Consider the following 20,034-nt stretch of genomic DNA (forward strand, 5'->3'; position numbering starts at 1 on the left):
TCAAAGATGACAAATACTGAAGATTGGCGTGAAAAATATCGTGCTTTGGCACGCGAGCTGGAGGCCTGCGAAAAACAAGGGTTGAATTTGTCGGAACAGATTCGCAGTCTAGCTATGCAGTTAAGTTTAGCGGTGCACGGTCAAATTCCAGAGTTAGATCGGTTATTAGGGCAACTGACCTCGGCGTTACACCAAGGACCTGCGCCGGCACACCTTGCGCTGCTGCGTGAGACAGAAAAATATATCCGCAGTCTCGATGAAGCACGAGCACAGCAAGCACAAGCCATGCTGGTGCAGTTGCGTGAGTGGATAGAGTTTTTACAGCTCTGGGAGCAAACGCCAATACAACAAACCACCTTGGTAACCCTATCTTCCAAGCTGGACACCGAAGTAGAGGCTTGTCATGCGTTGCCTGGCATGGTGGAAAGCTTGTTGATATTGCAAAAGCAAATCCTTCCGACAGCTTCTGCTCTTTCACTCACTCAGAGTTCGTTACCTTCAGATCAAGAGGTGTTAGCCGCTCGTCTAGCAGAACAATTATTAAAATGCTTAGAGTGTTTGAGTGTGCCGACAGAGCAAGGAGCTCGTGTGCAGCGTTTGATTCAGCGTTTGGAAACTGCCCCCAGTTTTGCTGATCTAGAAGAGTGCGCTCAGGAGCTGGCCGAACTCGCACGTTTATCCGGAGGGGGGGCACAGCAGGAGATTCAGGAATACCTGATTGGCCTCAATGAGCAGTTAGCACATCTACAAAGCTTCTTGGCCAGTGCTGAAAGCATCGAAGCAACACATCGGCAACGCAATAATCTCCTCGATCAAACGGTACGAGTTGATGTGCAGCGCATTCATCATAGCGTTCGCCATAGTGAGAGTCTTGACGAATTAAAACGAGATGTTAAAGCTCAGCTGGTGAGCATTGTTAAAACGATGAACGAACGCAAACAGGCGGAAGATCAACGTTATGAGGCATTAAAAAAAGAACATCAAACACTCCATTTGCGTATGAGCGAAATGGAGCAGGAGTCGGCCGAGTTTCGCAAACAGGCTGAGGCCGCACACAAGCAGTCGCATATTGACCCGCTCACTCATCTGGCTAACCGTTTTGCCTATAATGTTGAATTGGCCAAAGAGTATGAGCGTTTTCAGCGTTATGGAACGGTCTTCTCCCTCTTGATAGCGGATATCGACTTCTTTAAACGAATAAACGATAACTATGGTCATCTGGCTGGGGATAAGGTTCTGCGTCTGATAGCGCGTGTTTTGAAGACCCACCTGCGCCAAGCTGATTTTGTGGCACGTTTTGGGGGAGAGGAGTTTGTGATCCTGATGCCTTCAACTGAGGCGCAGGCAGCCAGTCGAGCTGCAGAAAAGCTGAGGCAGGCCGTCGCGCAGAGCCCATTTAATTTTCAGGGGCAGCCCGTGCAGATTACACTGTCGTTGGGGGTGGCGCAGATTCAGGCGCAGGAGTCACCCGAAGCCCTATTTGAACGGGCGGATCGAGCGCTATATGCCGCCAAACATTCAGGAAGAAATCGTATTTGCATGAGTGAAAAATGATATCTTTAAATCTATCTTTGAATGGAAAGCCATCTAAAGATCTAAGTTTAGGATTCTAAATCAACAAGGAAGCTATGTCCGAAAACCTCACTCAGACCGATTCTGCGGGTTATTGCATTGCTCTTCAGCCGATCTGTGACGCTCAATTACGTCATGTTGCGGATGAGCTGCTTTATCGAGCCTCGGTTCAAGCCAGGGGTGCGATCATCGAGGATCCAATCAGAGCCACGGCAAGAGTGTGTAACGCGGCTTTTTATGAGGCGGGTGTCGAAGCTCTGTGTGGTCAGCGTAAACTCTTTTTTAACGCACCGCGAGATTGGTTGTTACAGCCAGACCTTTTGCCACCGGATCCGCAGCAGGTCGTGATTGAAGTTTTGGAAACCGTGGAAGGGGATGGTGAAGTTATTCAAGCGCTGGAAGAGGTGAAAGCGCGTGGATACACCCTAGCACTGGATGATTTTGTTTTGACGGCCAAGACAAGACCTCTCCTAGAATTAGCCGATATTATCAAGCTGGATATGTTGGAGGCGCCTCCCCAGCTAGGTGATCTCGATCTTTATCGAGGACAAGGCTTAACACTCTTGGCGGAAAAGGTAGAGGATTTTGCCACTTATCAACACTGTGTTGAACAGGGCTTTGAGTTGTTTCAGGGCTATTTTTATGCCCGCCCGGAGATTAAACGCTCAACGGCACTTAAGCGAGCCGGTAATCAAAACGCTCAGCTTCAGCTTCTGGCTGAGCTGCAGAAAACCGACACGGATTTGCGTATTCTAGAAGAGCTTATTGCTCAGGATCCACATCTGTGTATCCGCTTATTGCGCATGATCAACTCACCGTTACACCGCCGCGTGAATGAAATTACTAGCCTGCGCCAAGCGATTTTACTGCTCGGTGAGGTGCGCATGCGGACCTTAGTGACGACCCTGATTTTGGCTAATGATGACCCGAGTAATCTGCTCTTGTTGCCACAGACCTTAACGCGCGCGGCGATGTGCCAACAGATCGCGGTTAATGAGTTTAAGCTCAGTTCAGAAGCGGCATTTATGACAGGCCTGCTATCCATGGCCGACGTATTGTTGAACCAAGACCTGCCCGCGCTCTGTTCGGAGCTGCCCTTGAGTGATGAGATTAAGCGCGCTTTATTGACACAAGAGGGCGACCTAGGGCGAGTATTGAAACTGGTGCAAGCCTTTGAACAAGCCCGTATGGGGAGCTTGAATACGAGGGTGATTGATAAGCTCAATCGCTATTTTTTAGAAAGTCGGCAGTGGTCGAACCAGATTCTGACCGGCATTGAGATTTAGTCTTTAACTGTTGATCTATTGGTCATCTTTTCGAATGTATGTGGGATAGCTATGTTGCTGAACAAGGCTCAAGAAGTTGCTGCTGCGCTCCAAGCTGCTCAAGCAAAGATGAGTTGTGCGGAAAGCTGTACCGGAGGCTGGGTGGCGCAGCTTATGACGGCCATTCCAGGTTCATCAGCCTGGTTTGAAGGCGGTTGTGTCACCTATTCCAATGCGGCCAAAACCAAGATGCTGGGTGTGGATTCAGCGTTGTTTGAACGGGTTGGAGCGGTCAGCCAAGAGGTGGTAGTGGCGATGGCAGATGGAGTGAGAAGGTTGACCGAGAGTGAAATCAGTGTCGCAATCAGTGGTGTAGCAGGACCAGACGGCGGCACACCTGAGAAACCTGTGGGTACAGTTTGGTTGGCTTGGGCCGTAAAAGGTCAACCGACCCAGGCGCAACTCTATCATTTTCAGGGAGATCGTCAGGCTGTTCGTGAGCAGGCGGTACAGGCGGCGTTGCAAGGAATTTTAGACTATCTGCCGAGCTTAACTTGCAATCCTAAGAAAATCTGAAATAATACTGTTCAGATATACAGTAATTATTTCGCGTAACGGCTCAGACTTGGAGGTTCACAATGGACGAAAACAGAAAGAAAGCATTGGATGCGGCTCTGTCACAAATTGAACGCCAGTTTGGCAAGGGTGCGGTCATGCGTATGGGTGATCAGCCCCGCGAGGTGATCCCAAGTGTTTCTACCGGCTCCTTAGGGTTGGATATCGCTCTGGGTTTGGGTGGGTTGCCTTATGGTCGTATTGTTGAGATCTATGGCCCTGAATCTTCTGGTAAAACTACTCTCACCCTGCAAGTGATTGCTGAAGCTCAGAAACAGGGTAAAACCTGTGCTTTTGTGGATGCCGAGCATGCCTTGGATCCGATTTATGCCGAGAAATTAGGCGTTAATGTTGATGATCTGTTGATGTCTCAGCCGGATACCGGTGAGCAGGCTTTGGAGATCACCGATATGTTGGTGCGCTCCAATGCCGTGGATGTCATTGTTGTGGACTCGGTGGCGGCACTGACGCCTAAGGCGGAAATTGAAGGGGATATGGGAGACTCCCATGTTGGCTTGCAGGCACGTTTAATGTCTCAAGCGCTGCGAAAATTAACAGGCAGTGTCAAAAATGCTGGGTGTTTGCTGATCTTTATTAACCAGATACGCATGAAGATTGGCGTTATGTTTGGTTCCCCAGAAACCACAACAGGCGGTAATGCGTTGAAGTTCTATGCGTCTGTACGCCTGGATATCCGTCGTATTGGATCGGTGAAGCAGGGTGATGAAGTGATCGGTAACGAAACACGCGTCAAGGTCGTCAAGAACAAGGTTTCGCCCCCCTTTAAACAGGCTGAGTTCCAGATCATGTATGGTAGTGGCATTTACCACATGGGCGAAGTGATTGATCTGGGCGTTAAGGAAGGTTTAGTGGATAAGTCCGGTGCTTGGTATGCCTATAAAGGTGACAAGATTGGGCAGGGTAAGGCGAATGCAGCGAAGTATCTGGAAGAGCATCCTGAAATCGCGCAGGAGATTGAAGCTGAGATTCGTAAGCGGTTGTTGGTATCCGGGGTATCCGTGAGTGCGGATGCGGATATTGCCACCGAAGCGGAGCTGGATCTAGATTAATTTTTGTTTGACTTAAATAGGGCCGTAAGGCCCTGTTTTGTTTATGGAGCCTGGAGTTTGAAAAAGTCTCAGGACGACGCCAAATCTTTACAAGAGCGCGCACTACGTCTGTTGGCTCGGCGTGAGTACTCTTATGCTGAACTTATGCAACGTTTGAGTCGTTTTGCGTCTAAGGATGTTGTTGAGGAAGTATTGGATCATCTGAGTGAAGCTGGTTATCAAAGTGATCAGCGGTTTGCCGAGGTGTGGATACGTAATCGCCTGCAACAGTATCAAGGAGAGCAGCGTATTCGTTATGAGTTGCGACAAAAAGGGATTGCGCGCGAGCGGGTGGATCAGGAAATCTTGGCCGCGAACCCGAACTGGCCGGAGCTTGCAGCAGCTTTGTATCGACGTAAATATGGAGAAATGCTCGCGCCCAGTCGCGAAGAGCAGGCTAAACGTATGCGCAGCCTACTCAATGCCGGATTTAGTTACGATCAGGTCAGAGAGGCGCTGAAGCATTTGGACTCTGAAGCTGAGTTCGATTAGATCCATCCGTTTTAGCCCATAAAAATTGAGCGCACTCTAGGGCTAGAAAAACGAAAAATATCGTACATTTTATCGATTATCTATATACTATGCGGTCATTTTCTGAACCGTACCAGGCAGCGGATCGATACTATGAAATACATGACAAGTGCGCAGATACGACAGGCTTTCCTTGATTTCTTTGAGCAACAAGGACATAGCGTTGTTGCTTCCAGTCCATTAATTCCCGGCAATGATCCAACCTTGCTATTCACCAATGCGGGGATGGTGCAGTTTAAGGATGTATTTCTGGGAACGGACAAACGTCCTTATAGCCGTGCGACCAGTTCGCAGCGCTGTGTGCGTGCCGGTGGTAAACATAACGATCTGGAAAACGTGGGTTATACTGCGCGTCATCACACCTTCTTTGAAATGCTGGGTAATTTTAGCTTCGGCGATTACTTCAAGCAGGATGCGATTCGTTTTGCCTGGACCTTTTTAACCGAAGTGCTGCAACTGCCGAAAGAGCGTTTGTGGGTAACGGTTCATCACAGTGATGATGAAGCAGAGCGCATCTGGAAAGAGGGTATGGGAATTGACCCAACTCGCTTCTCTAAACTGGATGAAGATAACTTCTGGTCAATGGGTGATACAGGCCCTTGTGGTCCTTGCACGGAAATTTTCTTTGATCATGGCCCGGATGTTGCCGGTGGTCCTCCAGGCAGTCCAGATGATGACGGTGATCGTTACATCGAAATCTGGAACATCGTTTTTATGCAATACAACCGCTCTGCGGATGGGCAGATGACACCTTTGCCCAAGCCATCTGTGGATACCGGCATGGGCTTAGAGCGTATTGCGGCTGTGATGCAGCAGGTACACAGCAATTATGAAATTGATCTCTTCCAAGCATTGCTGCAAGCCGCTGCGGCGGCAGTCGGTACCGATCAGCTGAATAATAAATCCTTACGAGTTATTGCTGACCATATTCGTTCTTCCAGCTTCCTGATTCTCGATGGTGTGCTGCCCTCCAATGAAGGGCGAGGTTATGTTCTGCGTCGTATTATTCGTCGTGCGATACGTCACGGTAACAAATTAGGCGCTAAGCAGGCTTTTTTCCATCAGCTGGTAGCCACTTTGGCTGAGGTGATGGGGGATGCGTATCCTGAACTGCGCCTGCAGCAAGCGCAAATCACCAAGGTTCTGTTAAAAGAGGAAGAGCAGTTTGCGCGCACCCTGGAACATGGAATGGCGATTCTGGAGCAGGCAATCGCCGAGTTGGAAGGGCAGGTCATTGCTGGTGAAACGGTATTTCGTCTTTATGACACCTACGGTTTCCCTGTTGACCTGACCGCTGATGTCGCGCGTGAGCAGGGTTTGACGCTGGATATGGAAGGTTTTGAAACCGAAATGGCGCAGCAGCGCGAACGTGCGCGTGCGGCCGGTCAGTTTAATGTCGATTATAACGATCAGTTGGATCTTGAAGGCCAGACACGCTTTAACGGCTACGATGCCCTAGAGGGGCGTAGTCAGGTGGTGGCCCTGCTAAGCGCAAAAGGTGAAAAGGTGCATCAGCTCAGCGCAGGTGAAGCGGGTGTGGTGGTTTTAGAGTCCACGACCTTTTATGCTGAATCGGGTGGTCAGGCCGGTGATCAGGGGATGTTACGTTGGGATCGTGGCCTCTTTCAGGTGCAGGACTGCACTAAAGAGGGTAAGCATCATTTGCATCATGGCCAGGTCAATGAAGGTGTGATTAAAGTGGGTGACAGCCTGGTCACCGAAGTGGATCAAGCGCGTCGTCAAGCAACGGCGCTGAACCACTCCGCGACACATCTTCTGCATGCCGCTTTGCGTCAGGTGCTCGGTGAGCATGTGCAACAGCGTGGTTCCTTGGTGAATGCCGAGCGTTTACGCTTTGATTTCTCTCACTTTGAGGCGGTGAGCGCTGAAGAGCTGAGTCAAATCGAAGCCCTGGTTAACCAGCAGATTCGTCTCAATAGTCCGGTTGCTACTGAATTGATGCCGATCGATGAAGCGCGTGCTCGCGGAGCGATGGCTCTGTTTGGTGAAAAGTACGACGATGAAGTGCGAGTTTTGAGCATGGGGGGGGACTTCTCGATGGAGTTATGTGGAGGTACTCATGCACAACGTACAGGAGATCTCGGTGTTTTCCGCATTCTTTCAGAAGGAGGCATTGCATCGGGCGTACGTCGTATCGAAGCCGCAGCAGGTGAGAGCGCCTTGCAAACGATTGTGGAAACCGATCAGCTCGTGAGTGAAATAGCGGCCTTGTTAAAAGGCTCACGCGCCACCTTGATGGATAAAGTGAAGTCCTTGGCTGAGCGTAATCGTTCTTTGGAAAAAGAGTTAGAGCGTTTGTCGGCAAAATTGGCTTCTGCGCAAAGCGGCGATCTTCTAGCTCAGGCGGTTGAGGTGCAGGGTGTGCGTGTTCTAGCGACTCAAGTTGAGGGTGTAGATGTCAAAGGCTTGCGTGATCTGCTAGATCAATTGAAAAACAAGATTGGTAGTGGTGTTGTGGTGCTCTTGGCTGCAGATGAAGGGAAGGTCAGTTTGGTCGCCGGTGTCACGGCGGATCTGACGGCGCATCTCTCAGCTGGGAATTTGGTGCGTGAACTGTCAGCCCTCTTAGGGGGTAAGGGCGGTGGTCGTGCGGATATGGCGCAGGGCGGTGGTCAAGATATTAGTGCGATTCCCAAAGCCTTGCAGGCGGTCCCTGAGTGGGTGGCGAGTGCCAGTTTGAATTAAAAGGTTAGTCCTTTAACGGGACGCTCCAGGAGAAAAATGAAATGGCATTGTACGTACAAAAGTACGGTGGTACCTCGGTAGGTTCGATTGAACGTATCGAAGCGGTTGCGGACAAAGTGAAGAGCTTCCGAGATCGTGGGGATGATGTAGTGGTCGTGCTGTCGGCGATGAGTGGTGAAACCAACCGCTTGATTGGCTTGGCAAAAGCCATTTCAGATGAACCCAATCCACGTGAAATGGATGTGCTGGTTTCAACCGGTGAGCAGGTGACAATCGCCCTGTTGTGTATGGCCTTGGAGAAACGTGGTGTCGCCGCGCGTTCTTATACCGGTGCACAGGTCAAGATTCTGACAGATAGCGCCTATACTAAAGCCAGAATTCAGGATATTGAGACTGACAAGATGCGCGCTGATCTGGATCAAGGGCGTGTGGTGGTGGTTGCAGGTTTCCAGGGGATGGACCCGGAAGGCAATATCACAACGCTGGGACGTGGTGGTTCGGATACTACAGGGGTGGCTCTGGCTGCAGCGCTTAAGGCAGATGAGTGCCAAATTTACACAGACGTGGATGGGGTTTATACCACCGATCCACGTGTTGTGGAGTCGGCACAACGTTTGGAAAAAATTACCTTTGAAGAGATGCTGGAAATGGCCAGCCTCGGCTCTAAAGTTCTGCAGATCCGCAGCGTAGAGTTTGCTGGGAAGTACAAGGTGCCTTTGCGTGTACTCTCTAGCATGGTAGAGGGTCCGGGTACATTGATTACAACAGAGGATGAAGAGACTGTGGAAAAACCGGTGATTTCTGGCATAGCCTTTAACCGTGATGAAGCAAAATTGACTGTGATCGGCGTACCGGATCTGCCGGGTGTGGCCTCACGTATTCTCGGCCCAATCAGCCGCGCGAATATCGAAGTCGATATGATTGTGCAGAACGTTGCAGAAGATAAAACAACCGATTTTACCTTCACTGTGCATCGTAATGACTTCGAAAAAGCGCGTAAAATCCTAGATCAGGTTGTCGTTGAGTTAGGTGCGCGTGAGTGTAGCGGTAACAACAAAATTGCTAAGGTCTCGATTGTAGGTGTGGGTATGCGCTCACATGCAGGTGTGGCTAGCCAGATGTTTGATGCGCTGGCGAATGAAAATATTAATATTCAGATGATCTCGACATCTGAAATTAAAGTATCAGTTGTGATTGCAGAGAAGTACCTGGAGTTGGCCGTACGTGCTCTGCACTCTGCGTTCAATCTGGATGCAACCGATACTGTCTCAGAGTGAGACAAAGGTCACCTAGGTGATCCAATCAGCAATAACAAGGAAATAGGAGACCCATATGCTGATTTTAACTCGACGCGTAGGCGAAACCCTCATGGTCGGTGATGATGTCACTGTCACGGTTTTAGGCGTGAAAGGAAACCAGGTTCGTATTGGTGTGAATGCGCCGAAAGATGTATCTGTTCATCGTGAAGAGATTTATCAGCGAATCCAGCGTGAAAAAGTGGAAGGTCAGGAAAAAGAATAATTTTTTTAAATTTTTCTTTTAATTAGGAAATCTTCCTTGTAGTATATGCGCCGTTGTTAGGTGAGTTGGCCGAGTGGCTGAAGGCGCGCCCCTGCTAAGGGCGTATAGGGGAAACTCTATCGAGGGTTCGAATCCCTCACTCACCGCCACTTTTGTTGTAAGCGCCCGTAGCTCAGCTGGATAGAGTACCTGGCTACGAACCAGGCGGTCAGAGGTTCGAATCCTCTCGGGCGCGCCAACAGCAAAACAAACAACGGCTCATGATGTGCGCCCGTAGCTCAGCTGGATAGAGTACCTGGCTACGAACCAGGCGGTCAGAGGTTCGAATCCTCTCGGGCGCGCCATATCTTTATGCATCTGCATATCTGTACAAAGTTCAATAATGCGCCCGTAGCTCAGCTGGATAGAGTACCTGGCTACGAACCAGGCGGTCAGAGGTTCGAATCCTCTCGGGCGCGCCATTGAATCCTCTGATTTTTCGATTACTTAATTCACATCATCTTCTGATTTACATTTCGCGCCAAATGCGCAGGTCCGATTTTCGGTCGTTTTTTGCTTGAGCTGAAAATTGTCGACAATCTGTGCAGGATGGGGTCGGAATTAGCTATTATTCTTAAGTCTAGCTTGGTTTTGTCAGCAGTGATGCAGGCGCAGGCATGGTGATAGCTGTATAGATTGTATTTTTTGTAAAAAAACTACAAGTTGTCGACAATGTTGCTGGCTAGAATAAATTCAGTTTAAATACTTTCCCATATTGTTCGTCGTTGGCAAATCCGCTTTAATGCCAAAGAGAACAAAAACAATATGTATCTGCTGAGTGTCTCTATGTTTGCCTAACCCGGCTAAACAGTGCAGTGGCCAAAAGCCGCCGGCAGATCTTCAACCTGTTTCAGATCATGCAGGAGTATTTTATGGACGATCTAATCGCCGAAGGCTTGTCCTTGATGGTTTTCGGTATGGGGTTTGTCATTGTCTTTCTAACCCTTCTGGTTTTTGTAACCAGTCTCATGTCACGCTTGGTGATGCGCTTTGAGCCGGCACCGGTTGCGAAGCCTGCTGTAACCCGATCTCCGTCTGCTGCACAGCCGGCTCAGAATGATGCTGAGTTGGTCGCTGTGATGACAGCAGCCATCCGTAAATTCCGTTCTGATCGTGATGGTCAGTAATCAAATTTAAGTTTCAGAGAAAAAGGTTATCTCATGTCAGACGCAAAGAAACCGCTTGGCATCACAGAACTCGTTCTGCGTGACGGCCATCAATCCCTCCTCGCAACGCGAATGCGCTTAGACGATATGTTGCCAATTGCGGCGAAATTGGATCAGGTGGGTTACTGGTCAATGGAAAGCTGGGGCGGCGCAACTTTTGATGCTTGTATCCGTTATTTGGGCGAAGATCCTTGGGTACGTATTCGTGAATTAAAAGCGGCGATGCCTAACACACCTCAGCAGATGCTGTTACGTGGTCAGAACTTGCTGGGTTATCGCCACTATGCGGATGATGTGGTGGCTAGGTTTGTGGAGCGTGCGGCAACCAATGGTGTCGACGTGTTCCGAATTTTTGATGCCATGAACGACCCACGTAACTTGGAAGCGGCGATCAAAGCGGTTAAGGCATGTGGTAAACATGCTCAGGGTACTCTGTCTTATACCACCAGTCGCGTGCACACGCTGGATACTTGGGTGGACTATGCGAGAACCCTTGAAGATATGGGTGCTGACTCCATCTTTATCAAGGATATGTCCGGTATCCTCACGCCCTATGATGCCTTTAATCTGGTTTCACGCTTAAAAGCTCAGACCGATCTGGAAGTGCAGCTGCAATCGCATGCGACCTCTGGACTGGCGGATATGACGTTGCTGAAGGCGATTGAAGCGGGTATCGACCGTGTGGATACGTCCATTTCTTCGATGTCGATGACCTATGGCCATACCGCAACGGAAACGGTTGTTGCGGCTTTAGCGGGTCAGGAGCGTGATACCGGTCTGAATCTTGAGTTGTTAGAAGAGATTGCGGCTTATTTCCGTGAAGTGCGGAAGAAGTATGCCAAATTTGAAGGTTCTTTGCGCGGTACTGATTCCCGGATCCTCTTGGCACAGGTGCCAGGTGGTATGTTGACGAACATGGAGAGTCAGCTAAAAGAGCAGGGCGCGGCAGACAAGTTTGATGAAGTGCTGGCCGAGATCCCTAAGGTGCGTGAAGATCTAGGTCTGATTCCATTGGTCACGCCTACCTCACAAATCGTCGGGACTCAGGCCGTGATTAACGTCCTGATGGGTGAGCGTTATAAAACTATTTCCAAAGAAGTTCAGGCCATTTTGCGCGGCGAGTACGGTGCGGCACCGGCACCTTACAATGCTGAATTACAGCAACGCGTTTTAAATGGAGATGAGCCGATCACCTGCCGTCCTGCCGATCTGCTGCAGCCTGAAATGGATAAACTGAATGCTGAGCTGGCGAACCTGGCGCAAGAAAAAGGTATCTGTTTAGAAAGTGGTGAAAAAACCATTGATGACGTGCTTACTTACGCGCTTTTCCCGCAAATCGGTTTGAAGTTTTTGCAAAATCGCGGCAATCCTGATGCGTTTGAACCAGCACCTAGTGCTGAGGCTGCCGTTCCCGCTACCCCGTCTAAAGAGAAGAAAGCTATGTCTGGATCTGAAGTTTATACCATCACTGTGAATGGCCAGAGCTATGTGGTTCAGGTCAGCGAAGGTGGCGATGTTTCTGCCGTTAAAGCGGCTGCACCTGTAGCCGCTGCCCCAGCGCCGGTTGCTGGAAGTGGTGAGCCTGTGGGCGCGCCTCTGGCCGGTAACATTTGGAAGGTTCAAGTGTCGGTTGGACAGCAAGTCAACGAAGGTGATGTGCTGGTCATCCTTGAAGCCATGAAAATGGAGACTGAAGTGCGTGCCGCACGTTCAGGTACCGTTGTTTCTGTGGATGTTAAGGAAGGTGACTCTGTCCAGGTTGGCGATTCTCTGCTGACGCTGGCTTGATAGGGGCGCTACATGGAAAAGCTATTAAATATTTGGTACGCCTCCGGAGCCTACAACCTCAGTATCGGTCAGATGATTATGATTCTGGTGGGTTTGATGTTGCTCTATTTGGCCATCCATAAAAAGTTTGAGCCACTTTTGTTGTTGCCGATCGGTTTTGCTGGGGTGTTAGCGAACATTCCCCAGGCCGGGATGGCATTTTCGGCGGTAGAGAACGCTTTGTACTTCGCGTCAGCAGATGTGCTGAGAGATCTAGCGGTCGTTTTGGGGAGTAGCTCCTTAGATCCAGATCATTTGAAACATTTGTACTATGACTCGAATGCTTCAACGCATGCTGCGGCTTCCCTAGTTGCCCAGGATGCGGGCTATAACAATGGCATGTTGTACAACTTTTACAATATTGCCGTTGCCTCCGGTGCGGCACCTCTGATTATTTTCATGGGTGTTGGTGCGATGACGGACTTTGGCCCACTTTTGGCTAATCCTCGCACCCTGTTCCTCGGAGCCGCAGCTCAATTTGGTATCTTTGCAACCGTTCTGGGTGCTGTGGCCTTGACGGCGATGGGCGTCATGGACTTCTCTCTACGTGAGGCCGCTGCAATCGGTATCATCGGGGGCGCTGATGGTCCGACGGCGATCTATGTTTCAACTATGTTGGCTCCGCATCTTTTGGGCGCCATTGCGGTATCGGCCTATGCCTATATGGCGTTGGTACCAATGGTACAGCCGCCGATCATGCGTCTGCTGACGACTCAGGCCGAGCGTAAGATCGTGATGAGTCAGCTGCGTCATGTTTCGAAACTGGAGAAGATCCTGTTCCCCTTGTCGCTACTGGTGCTAGTGGCCTTGTTGCTGCCAGATGCCGCTCCGCTGTTGGGAATGTTCTGCTTCGGTAACCTGATGCGTGAGTGCGGTGTGGTCGATCGTCTCAGTGACACCGCTCAGAATGCCTTGATCAACATCGTGACCATTTTCTTGGGTTTATCTGTCGGCTCCAAGCTGAGTGCGGATAAGTTCTTGGATATGCAGACACTGGGCATCATGCTGCTGGGGATCGTCGCCTTCGCAGTGGGCACGGCTGCTGGGGTGTTGATGGCCAAGTTGATGAACAAGTTGATGGGTGGCAATGCGATCAACCCGTTAATTGGTTCGGCTGGGGTCTCCGCTGTACCTATGGCTGCACGTGTATCCAATAAGCTAGGTCTTGAGGCTAACCCTCAGAATTTCTTGTTGATGCATGCGATGGGACCAAACGTCGCCGGGGTTATCGGCTCCGCTGTTGCTGCAGGGGTTATGATTAAGTTTGTGGGCTAATCCCGCAACGTTCAACCTAAAAAGCCGGCATTGTGCCGGCTTTTTTAATTTAAGAGCGAGTAGATAAAGATAAGGTTTGGGTTAATCCAGTTGAAAGAACTTCTCGCGGGCGGCTAAGAAGGCTTGATCGACCTGCTCAGTGCGGGTGCGCAGAATAGACAGTGCGGAGGTAAAACTGTCTGCTGTTTTCTGGGTCAGGGCATCTCCACTCGCACGCAGCTCCTGCAGAATTTCGTGAGCGGCTAAAGCACCGGCTTCTAGTATTTCATCTGGGAAACGATGTAAGCGGACACCATGTTGTTCAACCAGTGTTTTTAAGGCGATGGGGTCGTTGGCATAAAACTCAGAAGCTACTTGGTCATACTCCGCCTGACAAGCCGTCTCGACTATCTGCTGCAGGTCTTTGGGCAGAGCTGAGAATTTTGCCTTGTTCACGACCAGTTCAGTGGCTAAGCCTGGTTCGATGAAGCTTGGAAAGTAATAATCCTTGCAGACCTGATGAAAGCCTAGGGCTAAATCGTTATAAGGGCCGACAAACTCAGCGGCATCTAACGCACCAGATTGAAGCGCCGCATAGATTTCGCCCCCCGCCATATTCACCACAGTCGCTCCCAGTTTCTGCCAAACCTGTCCACCTAAACCTGGGGTTCGAAAGCGCAGCCCCTTAATATCCTCTAGACTCTCTAGAGGCTTGCGGAACCAACCACCGGCTTGTGTTCCGGTATCACCGGACAGGAAGCCTTTCACACCAAACTGATCATAGACCTCATCCCAGATCTCCTGCCCGCCCATATAACGAATCCAGGCCGCCAGTTCGCGGGAGGTCATGCCGTAGGGAACACCGGTGAAAAAAGCGGTGGCACGACTTTTGTTTTGCCAGTAATAAGCGGCACCATGGCTCATTTCCGCCGAGCCTTCTATTACGGCATCAAAGGTCCCTAAGGCGGGCACCAGCTCACCAGCGGAGAAAACCTGAATGGTGAGTCGGCCACCGGACATTTGCGTGATGCGATCAGCCAAGCGCTGAGCACCCGTGCCTAAACCCGGGAAGTTTTTCGGCCAGGTGGTGACCATGCGCCAAGTGATACGTGTTTGTGCGAGGGCGGGGGCAACGCTGCTACCGGCGGCTAAACCGGCTCCTAGCGCGGCACCTTTAATAAAACTGCGGCGTTTCATCATGCAAAAATATCCTGTGTGATCGGAGACAAAAACGCAAAAAGGCTACCAGGGTGGTAGCCTTTTGAGTAGTCAGCTTGTGTTTATTCGTTAAGAAATATTGAAATATTTCTGACGTGCCGCGAGGAAAGCCATATCCACAGAATCGGTGCGAGTGCGCAGAATATTCAAGGATTTGACATAGCTTTCTGCTGTTTTCTTGGTCAGCGCATCCCCCCCTTCTCGCAGCTCCTGTAAGATCTCCAGAGATGCTTTGGCACCGGCTTCGAGAATCTCCTCTGGGAATTGATGCACACGTACACCATGCTGATTCACCAGTGTTTGTAATGCGATGGGATCGTTGGCATAGAAATCGGATGCGACCTGGTCATATTCTGCTTGGCAGGCAGTTTCGACGATCATTTGCAGATCTTTGGGTAGAGCTAATAGTTTATCCTTGCTAACCACCAGCTCACAGGCTAGACCGGGTTCAATGAAGCTTGGGAAATAATAATCCTTGCAGACTTGGTGGAAGCCTAGGGCGAGATCATTGTAGGGGCCAATGAACTCAGCGGCATCCAAAGCACCCGACTGCAATGCCGCATAAATCTCGCCTCCGGCCATATTCACCACCGTTGCGCCGAGTTTTTGCCAAACCTGGCCGCCGAGTCCGGGGGTGCGGAAGCGTAATCCACTGATATCACTCAGTCCCTTAAGTTCTTTGCGGAACCAACCGCCGGCTTGTGTACCTGTGTCACCGGACAAAAAGCCTTTGACACCAAACTGATCATACACTTCATCCCAGATCTCTTGGCCACCCATATAACGTATCCACGCGGCCAGTTCGCGCGAGGTCATGCCATAGGGAACACTGGTGAAAAAGGAAGTGGCACGACTCTTATTCTGCCAATAGTAGGCAGCGCCGTGACTCATCTCTGCTGAGCCTTCAATGACGGCATCAAAAGTACCTAGGGCAGGGACAAGCTCACCGGCGGAGAATACTTGAACCGTCAGGCGGCCTTCAGACATCTGGGTGATGCGATCAGCAAGACGCTGAGCGCCAACACCAAATCCAGGGAAGTTACGTGGCCAGGTGGTCACCATGCGCCAATTGATTCGACGCTGAGCAATAGCGGGGGCCGCAGCACCGGCAGCCGCAATACCGGCACCTAGGGCGGCACCTTTGATAAAACTACGACGTTTCATAGATTAAAGCTCCGTTTGTTTTTGTTTTAAAAGCTCAACTTAACTTAGCGATAGACTTGGATTTTGTCGAGTCTGGTGTATGAATTTTTAATTTTTGACGGTTACGGCTCGACCGGTAGAAAGGATCAGCCCACCGACTATCATCCCGATTCCCAAGGCATGAAAGAGATACAAACGTTCTGCCAGAAACAGGTAAGCCAGTAAAATCCCCCAGACAGGGATCAAGTGAATGAAGTAGCCTGTCCGATTAGCACCTAGTTGAGCAACGCCTTGATTCCAAAATAAAAAAGCAAGAACCGAGGCGAAAATGCTGACATAAAAAAGCGCATAAAGACTTTGCTCGTTCCAGATCAGGATTCTAGCTTGAACCCAGTGTTCATAGAGATAAAAAGGCGTTAACAATAAAAAACCTAGGATGACGCTGCTGGCAAAAAACTCAAACCCGGTCAGGCCATGGGGACGCAAGCGTAAGAGCACGGAGTAAAAAGCCCAGCTGATAACGGCGAGCAGAATCCAAATAAGACCCAGATTGCCCTCGAGCTGCGATAGCAGTCGCCAAGGTGCTCCACGACTAATGATCATCAGCACCCCGAGAAGGGACAAGCTCACACCCAACAACTGCCCCGTGCTGATTTTTTCACGATACAACACCCAGGAAATGAGCAGAATCAGAATGGGACCTGCTGAGAGAATCAGTAACGCATCACTGGCGGTTGCTGTTTGTAAACCGAGATAGACTAGGGTGTTAAAAGCCGTAACGCCTAATGCCGCAAGGAGTAAGAGAGGCCAGCGTGCCTGCCATAGTTGCCGACGCTTGCGCCATAAAGGCACTAAGCAAAAGGGTAAGATGAGACCCAGGGCAAAGCACCAGCGCCACCAAGCGAGGGCGATGGGAGGGATTTCAGAGGATACTGCGCGTCCAACCACAAAATTACCGCCCCAAAAAAGTGCGGTGAGAGTTAGCAGGCCATAAGCGATTGCATCAGAGCGTGAAGGCATCATCAGGTTTCTCTAAACCAAGGTTTCAGTCTATAAATTGTCCATTAAGCCAGCTTTTTCTTCCAGGCTAGATTGACCCTTGCTCTTGCGCTGGGTATAACCCCAAGTCAAATTCCGCAAAGACGGAAAACGCGATAGGAGCCCCAGAGATGCTTGAATGGTCCGTGCTGATTCTAGCCGGTTACAGCGCAGGTGTTTTGAATGCGATCGCCGGTGGCGGTAGTTTTCTGACCTTTCCGGCACTGGTCTGGGCGGGTGTTCCTCCTATCATGGCAAATGCGACCAGTGCGCTTGCAGTCTTGCCAGGTTATCTCGGAGGCTCTCTAGGTTTTCGTCGAGAGCTGCGTCATATAGCGCTGAAGCAACATTTACAGATGGCCGCAGTGGGCTTGGCGGGTGGTTTGCTGGGTGCCTTATTGTTGTTGATTACACCGGCCCAAGTCTTTGCTTTTGTCATCCCTTTGTTGCTCTTATTTGCTACCCTGATGTTTGCATTGGGTCAGCGCTTACTGGTTTTAGTGCGTAAAAGCGAACTACCCCTACCGCTTCTCCCGGGCTTGTTCTTGGTTGCCGTCTATGGGGGGTACTTTAATGGCGGCTTAGGGATTCTTTTGCTCGCGCTTTTTGCCGCAGCGGGGATGCAAAGCCTGAATCAGATGAACGGCCTCAAAAACAGTTTGTCGTTTATTCTCTCTTTCATCTCAGTGGCCGCCTTTGCTTGGGCAGGCAAAATACTCTGGTGGGAAGGAGGTGTCATGATGCTTGCCGCAACACTTGGCGGTTATCAGGGGGCGGCTTTGGCGCGGCGCTTACCGGTGCAATGGGTACGTTACCTAGTCATTTTAACCGGCTCCTTAATGACGCTCATATTTACCTGGCGCCTTTTCTGATTTCTGCCTATAAGTTAAGGGCTTTGAGTGGATTGTTCCTTGAGGTTTGGGGTGCTTTAATGGCGCACTTTTTTCAGGCTGCAGGATGCGACCTTTCTTTTTAATGCGGCTCTGTTTGAGGGGTATTATGCACATACTGGCATTTTTTGTTCGTTTGATCTGTCGGATCAATCTGATTCTTGGTCATATTTTTTCCTGGTTTTCACTAGGCATAGTCTTGGTCTGTTTTACGGTTGTAGTGCTGCGCTACTTCTTTTCCACAGGATTTGTTTGGTTGCAAGATCTTTATGTCTGGTTGAATGGCATGATGTTTATGGGCATCGCCGGTTATACCTTGATGAAGAATGGGCATGTCCGTGTTGATATTTTTTACCGCCCTGCAAGCGATCGGCGCAAAGCCTGGGTCGACTTGATCGGTTCGCTGGTGTTCGTGACGCCTTTCCTATGGATTCTAACCAGTTACAGTCTGCCCTATGTGCAGCGCTCTTGGCGTTTTATGGAAGCCTCCAGCAACTTTGGCGGCATGCCGGGTTTGTATATTGTGAAGTCTTTTATTCTGGTGTTTGTCGCGGTCGTGGCATTACAGGCTTTGGCGATGGTGTTGCGCAGTATTTTGATTCTGACGCATCATGAAGAGTTGGTGCCGGAAAGTTTCCGTTATGGTGAAGGGGGGTGATGATGGATCCGGTACTGCTCGGCGAGATACTTGCACTGGTGATGTTTTTCAGCATCATCGTGATTCTGATGATGGGATTCCCCGTGGCCTTTTCTCTGGCAGGGACCTCGGTGATCTTTGCCGCCATTGGCCATGCGTTGGGGGTGTTTGATTTATCGAATTTTTCCAGTCTGGCACCACGTTATATCGGTGTCATGCTCAACGAGGTCTTGGTCGCCGTTCCTTTGTTCATTTTTATGGGCATGATGCTGGAACGTTCTGGGATTGCCGAGCAGTTGCTGATTACGATGGGGCGCTTGTTCGGCAAAATGCGCGGTGGTTTGGGGCTGTCGGTCATTGTGGTGGGGGCCTTGTTAGCGGCATCAACGGGTATCGTGGGTGCCACGGTGGTGACTATGGGGCTTTTGTCTCTGCCGGCCATGATGCGTGCCGGTTATGATCCAAAACTCTCTACCGGTGTGATCTGTGCTTCGGGAACCTTGGGTCAGATTATCCCGCCTTCCACAGTGTTGATCTTTATGGGAGATATGCTGGCGGGTGTGAACCAACAGGTACAGATGTCCAAAGGTAACTTTGCGCCCACTCCGGTTTCAGTCGGGGATCTGTTTGCCGGAGCCTTTATCCCCGGCCTGCTGCTGGTGGCAATCTATATGTGTTTTATGATTTATAAATCGATTCGCCACCCTGAGACCTGCCCGGCATTGGAGGTGACTGCGGAAGAAAAAGCACGCTTGAAGCGGGATGTGCTGGTGACGCTCTTGCCACCTTTGGTCTTGATTATTGCCGTTTTGGGTTCGATTTTAGGCGGGGTGGCAACCCCAACGGAGTCGGCTTCTGTCGGGGCGGTTGGAGCAATGATTTTGGCGGCATTTCGTGGCCGATTAAACTTCAGTAATCTGCGTCAGGTGATGTTTGCGACTGCGAACACGACAACAATGATTTTTATCATTCTTATCGGTGCATCTGTTTTCTCTTTGGTTTTCCGCATGATGGGCGGAGAGGAGCTGGTCAGCGATTTCCTCAATAGCCTGCCAGGCGGTAAGGTCGGTGCGATCATTTTTGTCATGCTATTGATGTTCTTGCTCGGTTTTATCCTAGATACCTTTGAGATCATTTTCTTGGTTATTCCGATCACAGCACCCATTCTGTTGATGATGGATATCGATCCCATCTGGTTAGGGGTGATGGTCGCTGTTAATCTACAAACCAGCTTCTTAACCCCCCCGTTTGGTTTCTCACTCTTTTATCTGCGGGGTGTGGCGCCAGATGCGATCACGACACGGCATATCTACCAGGGTGCTTTACCCTTTGTGGGTTTGCAGGTGTTGATCATCGCTTTGCTGATCCTGTTCCCTGGTTTGGTGACTTGGTTACCAAATATGATTTTCGGACGTTAGAGGGCGTCAAGTTGGAGTTCGAAAAAAGGCTGAGTGAATGACCACTCAGCCTTTTTTTGGAGTGCTTTCTCGGCCAGCAATCCGC

The 20,034-nt window shown here is 50.2% G+C and carries 17 protein-coding genes and 4 tRNA genes; 18 read left to right on the forward strand and 3 right to left on the reverse strand.

Translation table 11 applies throughout. From position 1 onward, the window contains the following. The first annotated feature begins 6 nt into the window (after nt 1-6). From E1H14_RS07615 to E1H14_RS07685, 15 genes are all read left to right on the forward strand, one after another. Nucleotides 7-1,554, forward strand: coding sequence for a GGDEF domain-containing protein (locus E1H14_RS07615; protein WP_149390866.1), 1,548 nt, complete (start codon nt 7-9; stop codon nt 1,552-1,554). Between the two features lie 74 nt (nt 1,555-1,628). After that, nucleotides 1,629-2,858, forward strand: a complete 1,230-nt coding sequence (locus tag E1H14_RS07620; RefSeq protein WP_149390867.1) for an EAL and HDOD domain-containing protein — start codon at nt 1,629-1,631, stop codon at nt 2,856-2,858. A gap of 51 nt (nt 2,859-2,909) precedes the next feature. After that, nucleotides 2,910-3,413: a CinA family protein gene (locus E1H14_RS07625; RefSeq protein WP_149390868.1), complete on the forward strand. Its 504-nt coding sequence runs from the start codon at nt 2,910-2,912 to the stop codon at nt 3,411-3,413. A gap of 62 nt (nt 3,414-3,475) precedes the next feature. Beyond that, nucleotides 3,476-4,522 (forward strand): recombinase RecA, encoded by a 1,047-nt coding sequence (recA, locus tag E1H14_RS07630; RefSeq protein ID WP_149390869.1) that lies wholly within the window; start codon nt 3,476-3,478, stop codon nt 4,520-4,522. Between the two features lie 57 nt (nt 4,523-4,579). Continuing rightward, nucleotides 4,580-5,053 carry a regulatory protein RecX gene (locus E1H14_RS07635; RefSeq protein WP_149390870.1) on the forward strand — a complete coding sequence of 158 codons (474 nt, stop codon included), beginning with the start codon at nt 4,580-4,582 and terminating at the stop codon, nt 5,051-5,053. A 141-nt stretch (nt 5,054-5,194) separates the two neighbouring features. After that, nucleotides 5,195-7,798, forward strand: coding sequence for an alanine--tRNA ligase (gene alaS, locus E1H14_RS07640; RefSeq protein ID WP_149391002.1), 2,604 nt, complete (start codon nt 5,195-5,197; stop codon nt 7,796-7,798). Nucleotides 7,799-7,839: 41 nt separating this feature from the next. Next, on the forward strand, nt 7,840-9,075 hold the full coding sequence (locus E1H14_RS07645) for an aspartate kinase (protein ID WP_149390871.1): 1,236 nt from the start codon (nt 7,840-7,842) through the stop codon (nt 9,073-9,075). A 55-nt stretch (nt 9,076-9,130) separates the two neighbouring features. Next, nucleotides 9,131-9,319 carry a carbon storage regulator CsrA gene (gene csrA, locus E1H14_RS07650; RefSeq protein ID WP_149390872.1) on the forward strand — a complete coding sequence of 63 codons (189 nt, stop codon included), beginning with the start codon at nt 9,131-9,133 and terminating at the stop codon, nt 9,317-9,319. A gap of 59 nt (nt 9,320-9,378) precedes the next feature. Further along, nucleotides 9,379-9,468 (forward strand) — tRNA-Ser (locus tag E1H14_RS07655). Nucleotides 9,469-9,480: 12 nt separating this feature from the next. After that, a tRNA-Arg gene (locus E1H14_RS07660) sits at nt 9,481-9,557 on the forward strand. A gap of 29 nt (nt 9,558-9,586) precedes the next feature. Next, nucleotides 9,587-9,663, forward strand: a tRNA-Arg gene (locus tag E1H14_RS07665). Between the two features lie 40 nt (nt 9,664-9,703). Continuing rightward, nucleotides 9,704-9,780, forward strand: a tRNA-Arg gene (locus E1H14_RS07670). Between the two features lie 450 nt (nt 9,781-10,230). Beyond that, entirely contained in the window at nt 10,231-10,485 is a 255-nt protein-coding gene (locus E1H14_RS07675; protein ID WP_149390873.1) for an OadG family protein, read from the forward strand. A 33-nt stretch (nt 10,486-10,518) separates the two neighbouring features. Beyond that, nucleotides 10,519-12,312: a sodium-extruding oxaloacetate decarboxylase subunit alpha gene (gene oadA / locus E1H14_RS07680; protein ID WP_149390874.1), complete on the forward strand. Its 1,794-nt coding sequence runs from the start codon at nt 10,519-10,521 to the stop codon at nt 12,310-12,312. 12 nt (nt 12,313-12,324) lie between these two features. Then, complete coding sequence (locus E1H14_RS07685) at nt 12,325-13,626, forward strand: sodium ion-translocating decarboxylase subunit beta (RefSeq protein ID WP_149390875.1); 1,302 nt, start codon at nt 12,325-12,327, stop codon at nt 13,624-13,626. 81 nt (nt 13,627-13,707) lie between these two features. On the opposite strand, the gene E1H14_RS07690 is transcribed toward E1H14_RS07685, so the two are convergent. From E1H14_RS07690 to E1H14_RS07700, 3 genes are all read right to left on the reverse strand, one after another. Then, nucleotides 13,708-14,805: a TRAP transporter substrate-binding protein gene (locus tag E1H14_RS07690; protein WP_200834061.1), complete on the reverse strand. Its 1,098-nt coding sequence runs from the start codon at nt 14,803-14,805 to the stop codon at nt 13,708-13,710. 87 nt (nt 14,806-14,892) lie between these two features. Continuing rightward, the gene (locus E1H14_RS07695) at nt 14,893-15,987 is read right to left on the reverse strand and encodes a TRAP transporter substrate-binding protein (RefSeq protein ID WP_149390876.1); all 1,095 of its coding nucleotides are present in this window, start codon (nt 15,985-15,987) and stop codon (nt 14,893-14,895) included. Nucleotides 15,988-16,074: 87 nt separating this feature from the next. After that, nucleotides 16,075-16,989, reverse strand: coding sequence for a DMT family transporter (locus tag E1H14_RS07700; RefSeq protein WP_149390877.1), 915 nt, complete (start codon nt 16,987-16,989; stop codon nt 16,075-16,077). A 146-nt stretch (nt 16,990-17,135) separates the two neighbouring features. On the opposite strand from E1H14_RS07700, the gene E1H14_RS07705 reads away from it, so the two are divergent. The 3 genes from E1H14_RS07705 (at nt 17,136) to E1H14_RS07715 (ending at nt 19,949) form a co-directional block, all read left to right on the forward strand. Then, complete coding sequence (locus tag E1H14_RS07705; protein WP_149390878.1) at nt 17,136-17,876, forward strand: sulfite exporter TauE/SafE family protein; 741 nt, start codon at nt 17,136-17,138, stop codon at nt 17,874-17,876. A 127-nt stretch (nt 17,877-18,003) separates the two neighbouring features. After that, nucleotides 18,004-18,552 carry a TRAP transporter small permease subunit gene (locus E1H14_RS07710; protein ID WP_149390879.1) on the forward strand — a complete coding sequence of 183 codons (549 nt, stop codon included), beginning with the start codon at nt 18,004-18,006 and terminating at the stop codon, nt 18,550-18,552. Nucleotides 18,553-18,554: 2 nt separating this feature from the next. Further along, the gene (locus E1H14_RS07715) at nt 18,555-19,949 is read left to right on the forward strand and encodes a TRAP transporter large permease (protein WP_149391004.1); all 1,395 of its coding nucleotides are present in this window, start codon (nt 18,555-18,557) and stop codon (nt 19,947-19,949) included. Nucleotides 19,950-20,034: the final 85 nt, after the last annotated feature.

This window comes from Nitrincola tapanii (assembly GCF_008368715.1).
GTDB classification, from domain to species: Bacteria; Pseudomonadota; Gammaproteobacteria; order Pseudomonadales; family Balneatricaceae; genus Nitrincola; species Nitrincola tapanii.

Coding starts and splice junctions, on each gene's coding strand:
- E1H14_RS07700 (WP_149390877.1), bottom strand. CDS start 16,989: ATGATGCCTTCACGCTCTGATGCAATCGCTTATGGCCTGCTAACTCTC.
- oadA (WP_149390874.1), top strand. CDS start 10,519: ATGTCAGACGCAAAGAAACCGCTTGGCATCACAGAACTCGTTCTGCGT.
- E1H14_RS07625 (WP_149390868.1), top strand. CDS start 2,910: ATGTTGCTGAACAAGGCTCAAGAAGTTGCTGCTGCGCTCCAAGCTGCT.
- E1H14_RS07615 (WP_149390866.1), top strand. CDS start 7: ATGACAAATACTGAAGATTGGCGTGAAAAATATCGTGCTTTGGCACGC.
- E1H14_RS07645 (WP_149390871.1), top strand. CDS start 7,840: ATGGCATTGTACGTACAAAAGTACGGTGGTACCTCGGTAGGTTCGATT.
- E1H14_RS07685 (WP_149390875.1), top strand. CDS start 12,325: ATGGAAAAGCTATTAAATATTTGGTACGCCTCCGGAGCCTACAACCTC.
- E1H14_RS07710 (WP_149390879.1), top strand. CDS start 18,004: ATGCACATACTGGCATTTTTTGTTCGTTTGATCTGTCGGATCAATCTG.
- recA (WP_149390869.1), top strand. CDS start 3,476: ATGGACGAAAACAGAAAGAAAGCATTGGATGCGGCTCTGTCACAAATT.
- E1H14_RS07620 (WP_149390867.1), top strand. CDS start 1,629: ATGTCCGAAAACCTCACTCAGACCGATTCTGCGGGTTATTGCATTGCT.
- alaS (WP_149391002.1), top strand. CDS start 5,195: ATGACAAGTGCGCAGATACGACAGGCTTTCCTTGATTTCTTTGAGCAA.
- E1H14_RS07675 (WP_149390873.1), top strand. CDS start 10,231: ATGGACGATCTAATCGCCGAAGGCTTGTCCTTGATGGTTTTCGGTATG.
- E1H14_RS07705 (WP_149390878.1), top strand. CDS start 17,136: ATGCTTGAATGGTCCGTGCTGATTCTAGCCGGTTACAGCGCAGGTGTT.
- E1H14_RS07715 (WP_149391004.1), top strand. CDS start 18,555: ATGGATCCGGTACTGCTCGGCGAGATACTTGCACTGGTGATGTTTTTC.
- csrA (WP_149390872.1), top strand. CDS start 9,131: ATGCTGATTTTAACTCGACGCGTAGGCGAAACCCTCATGGTCGGTGAT.
- E1H14_RS07695 (WP_149390876.1), bottom strand. CDS start 15,987: ATGAAACGTCGTAGTTTTATCAAAGGTGCCGCCCTAGGTGCCGGTATT.
- E1H14_RS07690 (WP_200834061.1), bottom strand. CDS start 14,805: ATGATGAAACGCCGCAGTTTTATTAAAGGTGCCGCGCTAGGAGCCGGT.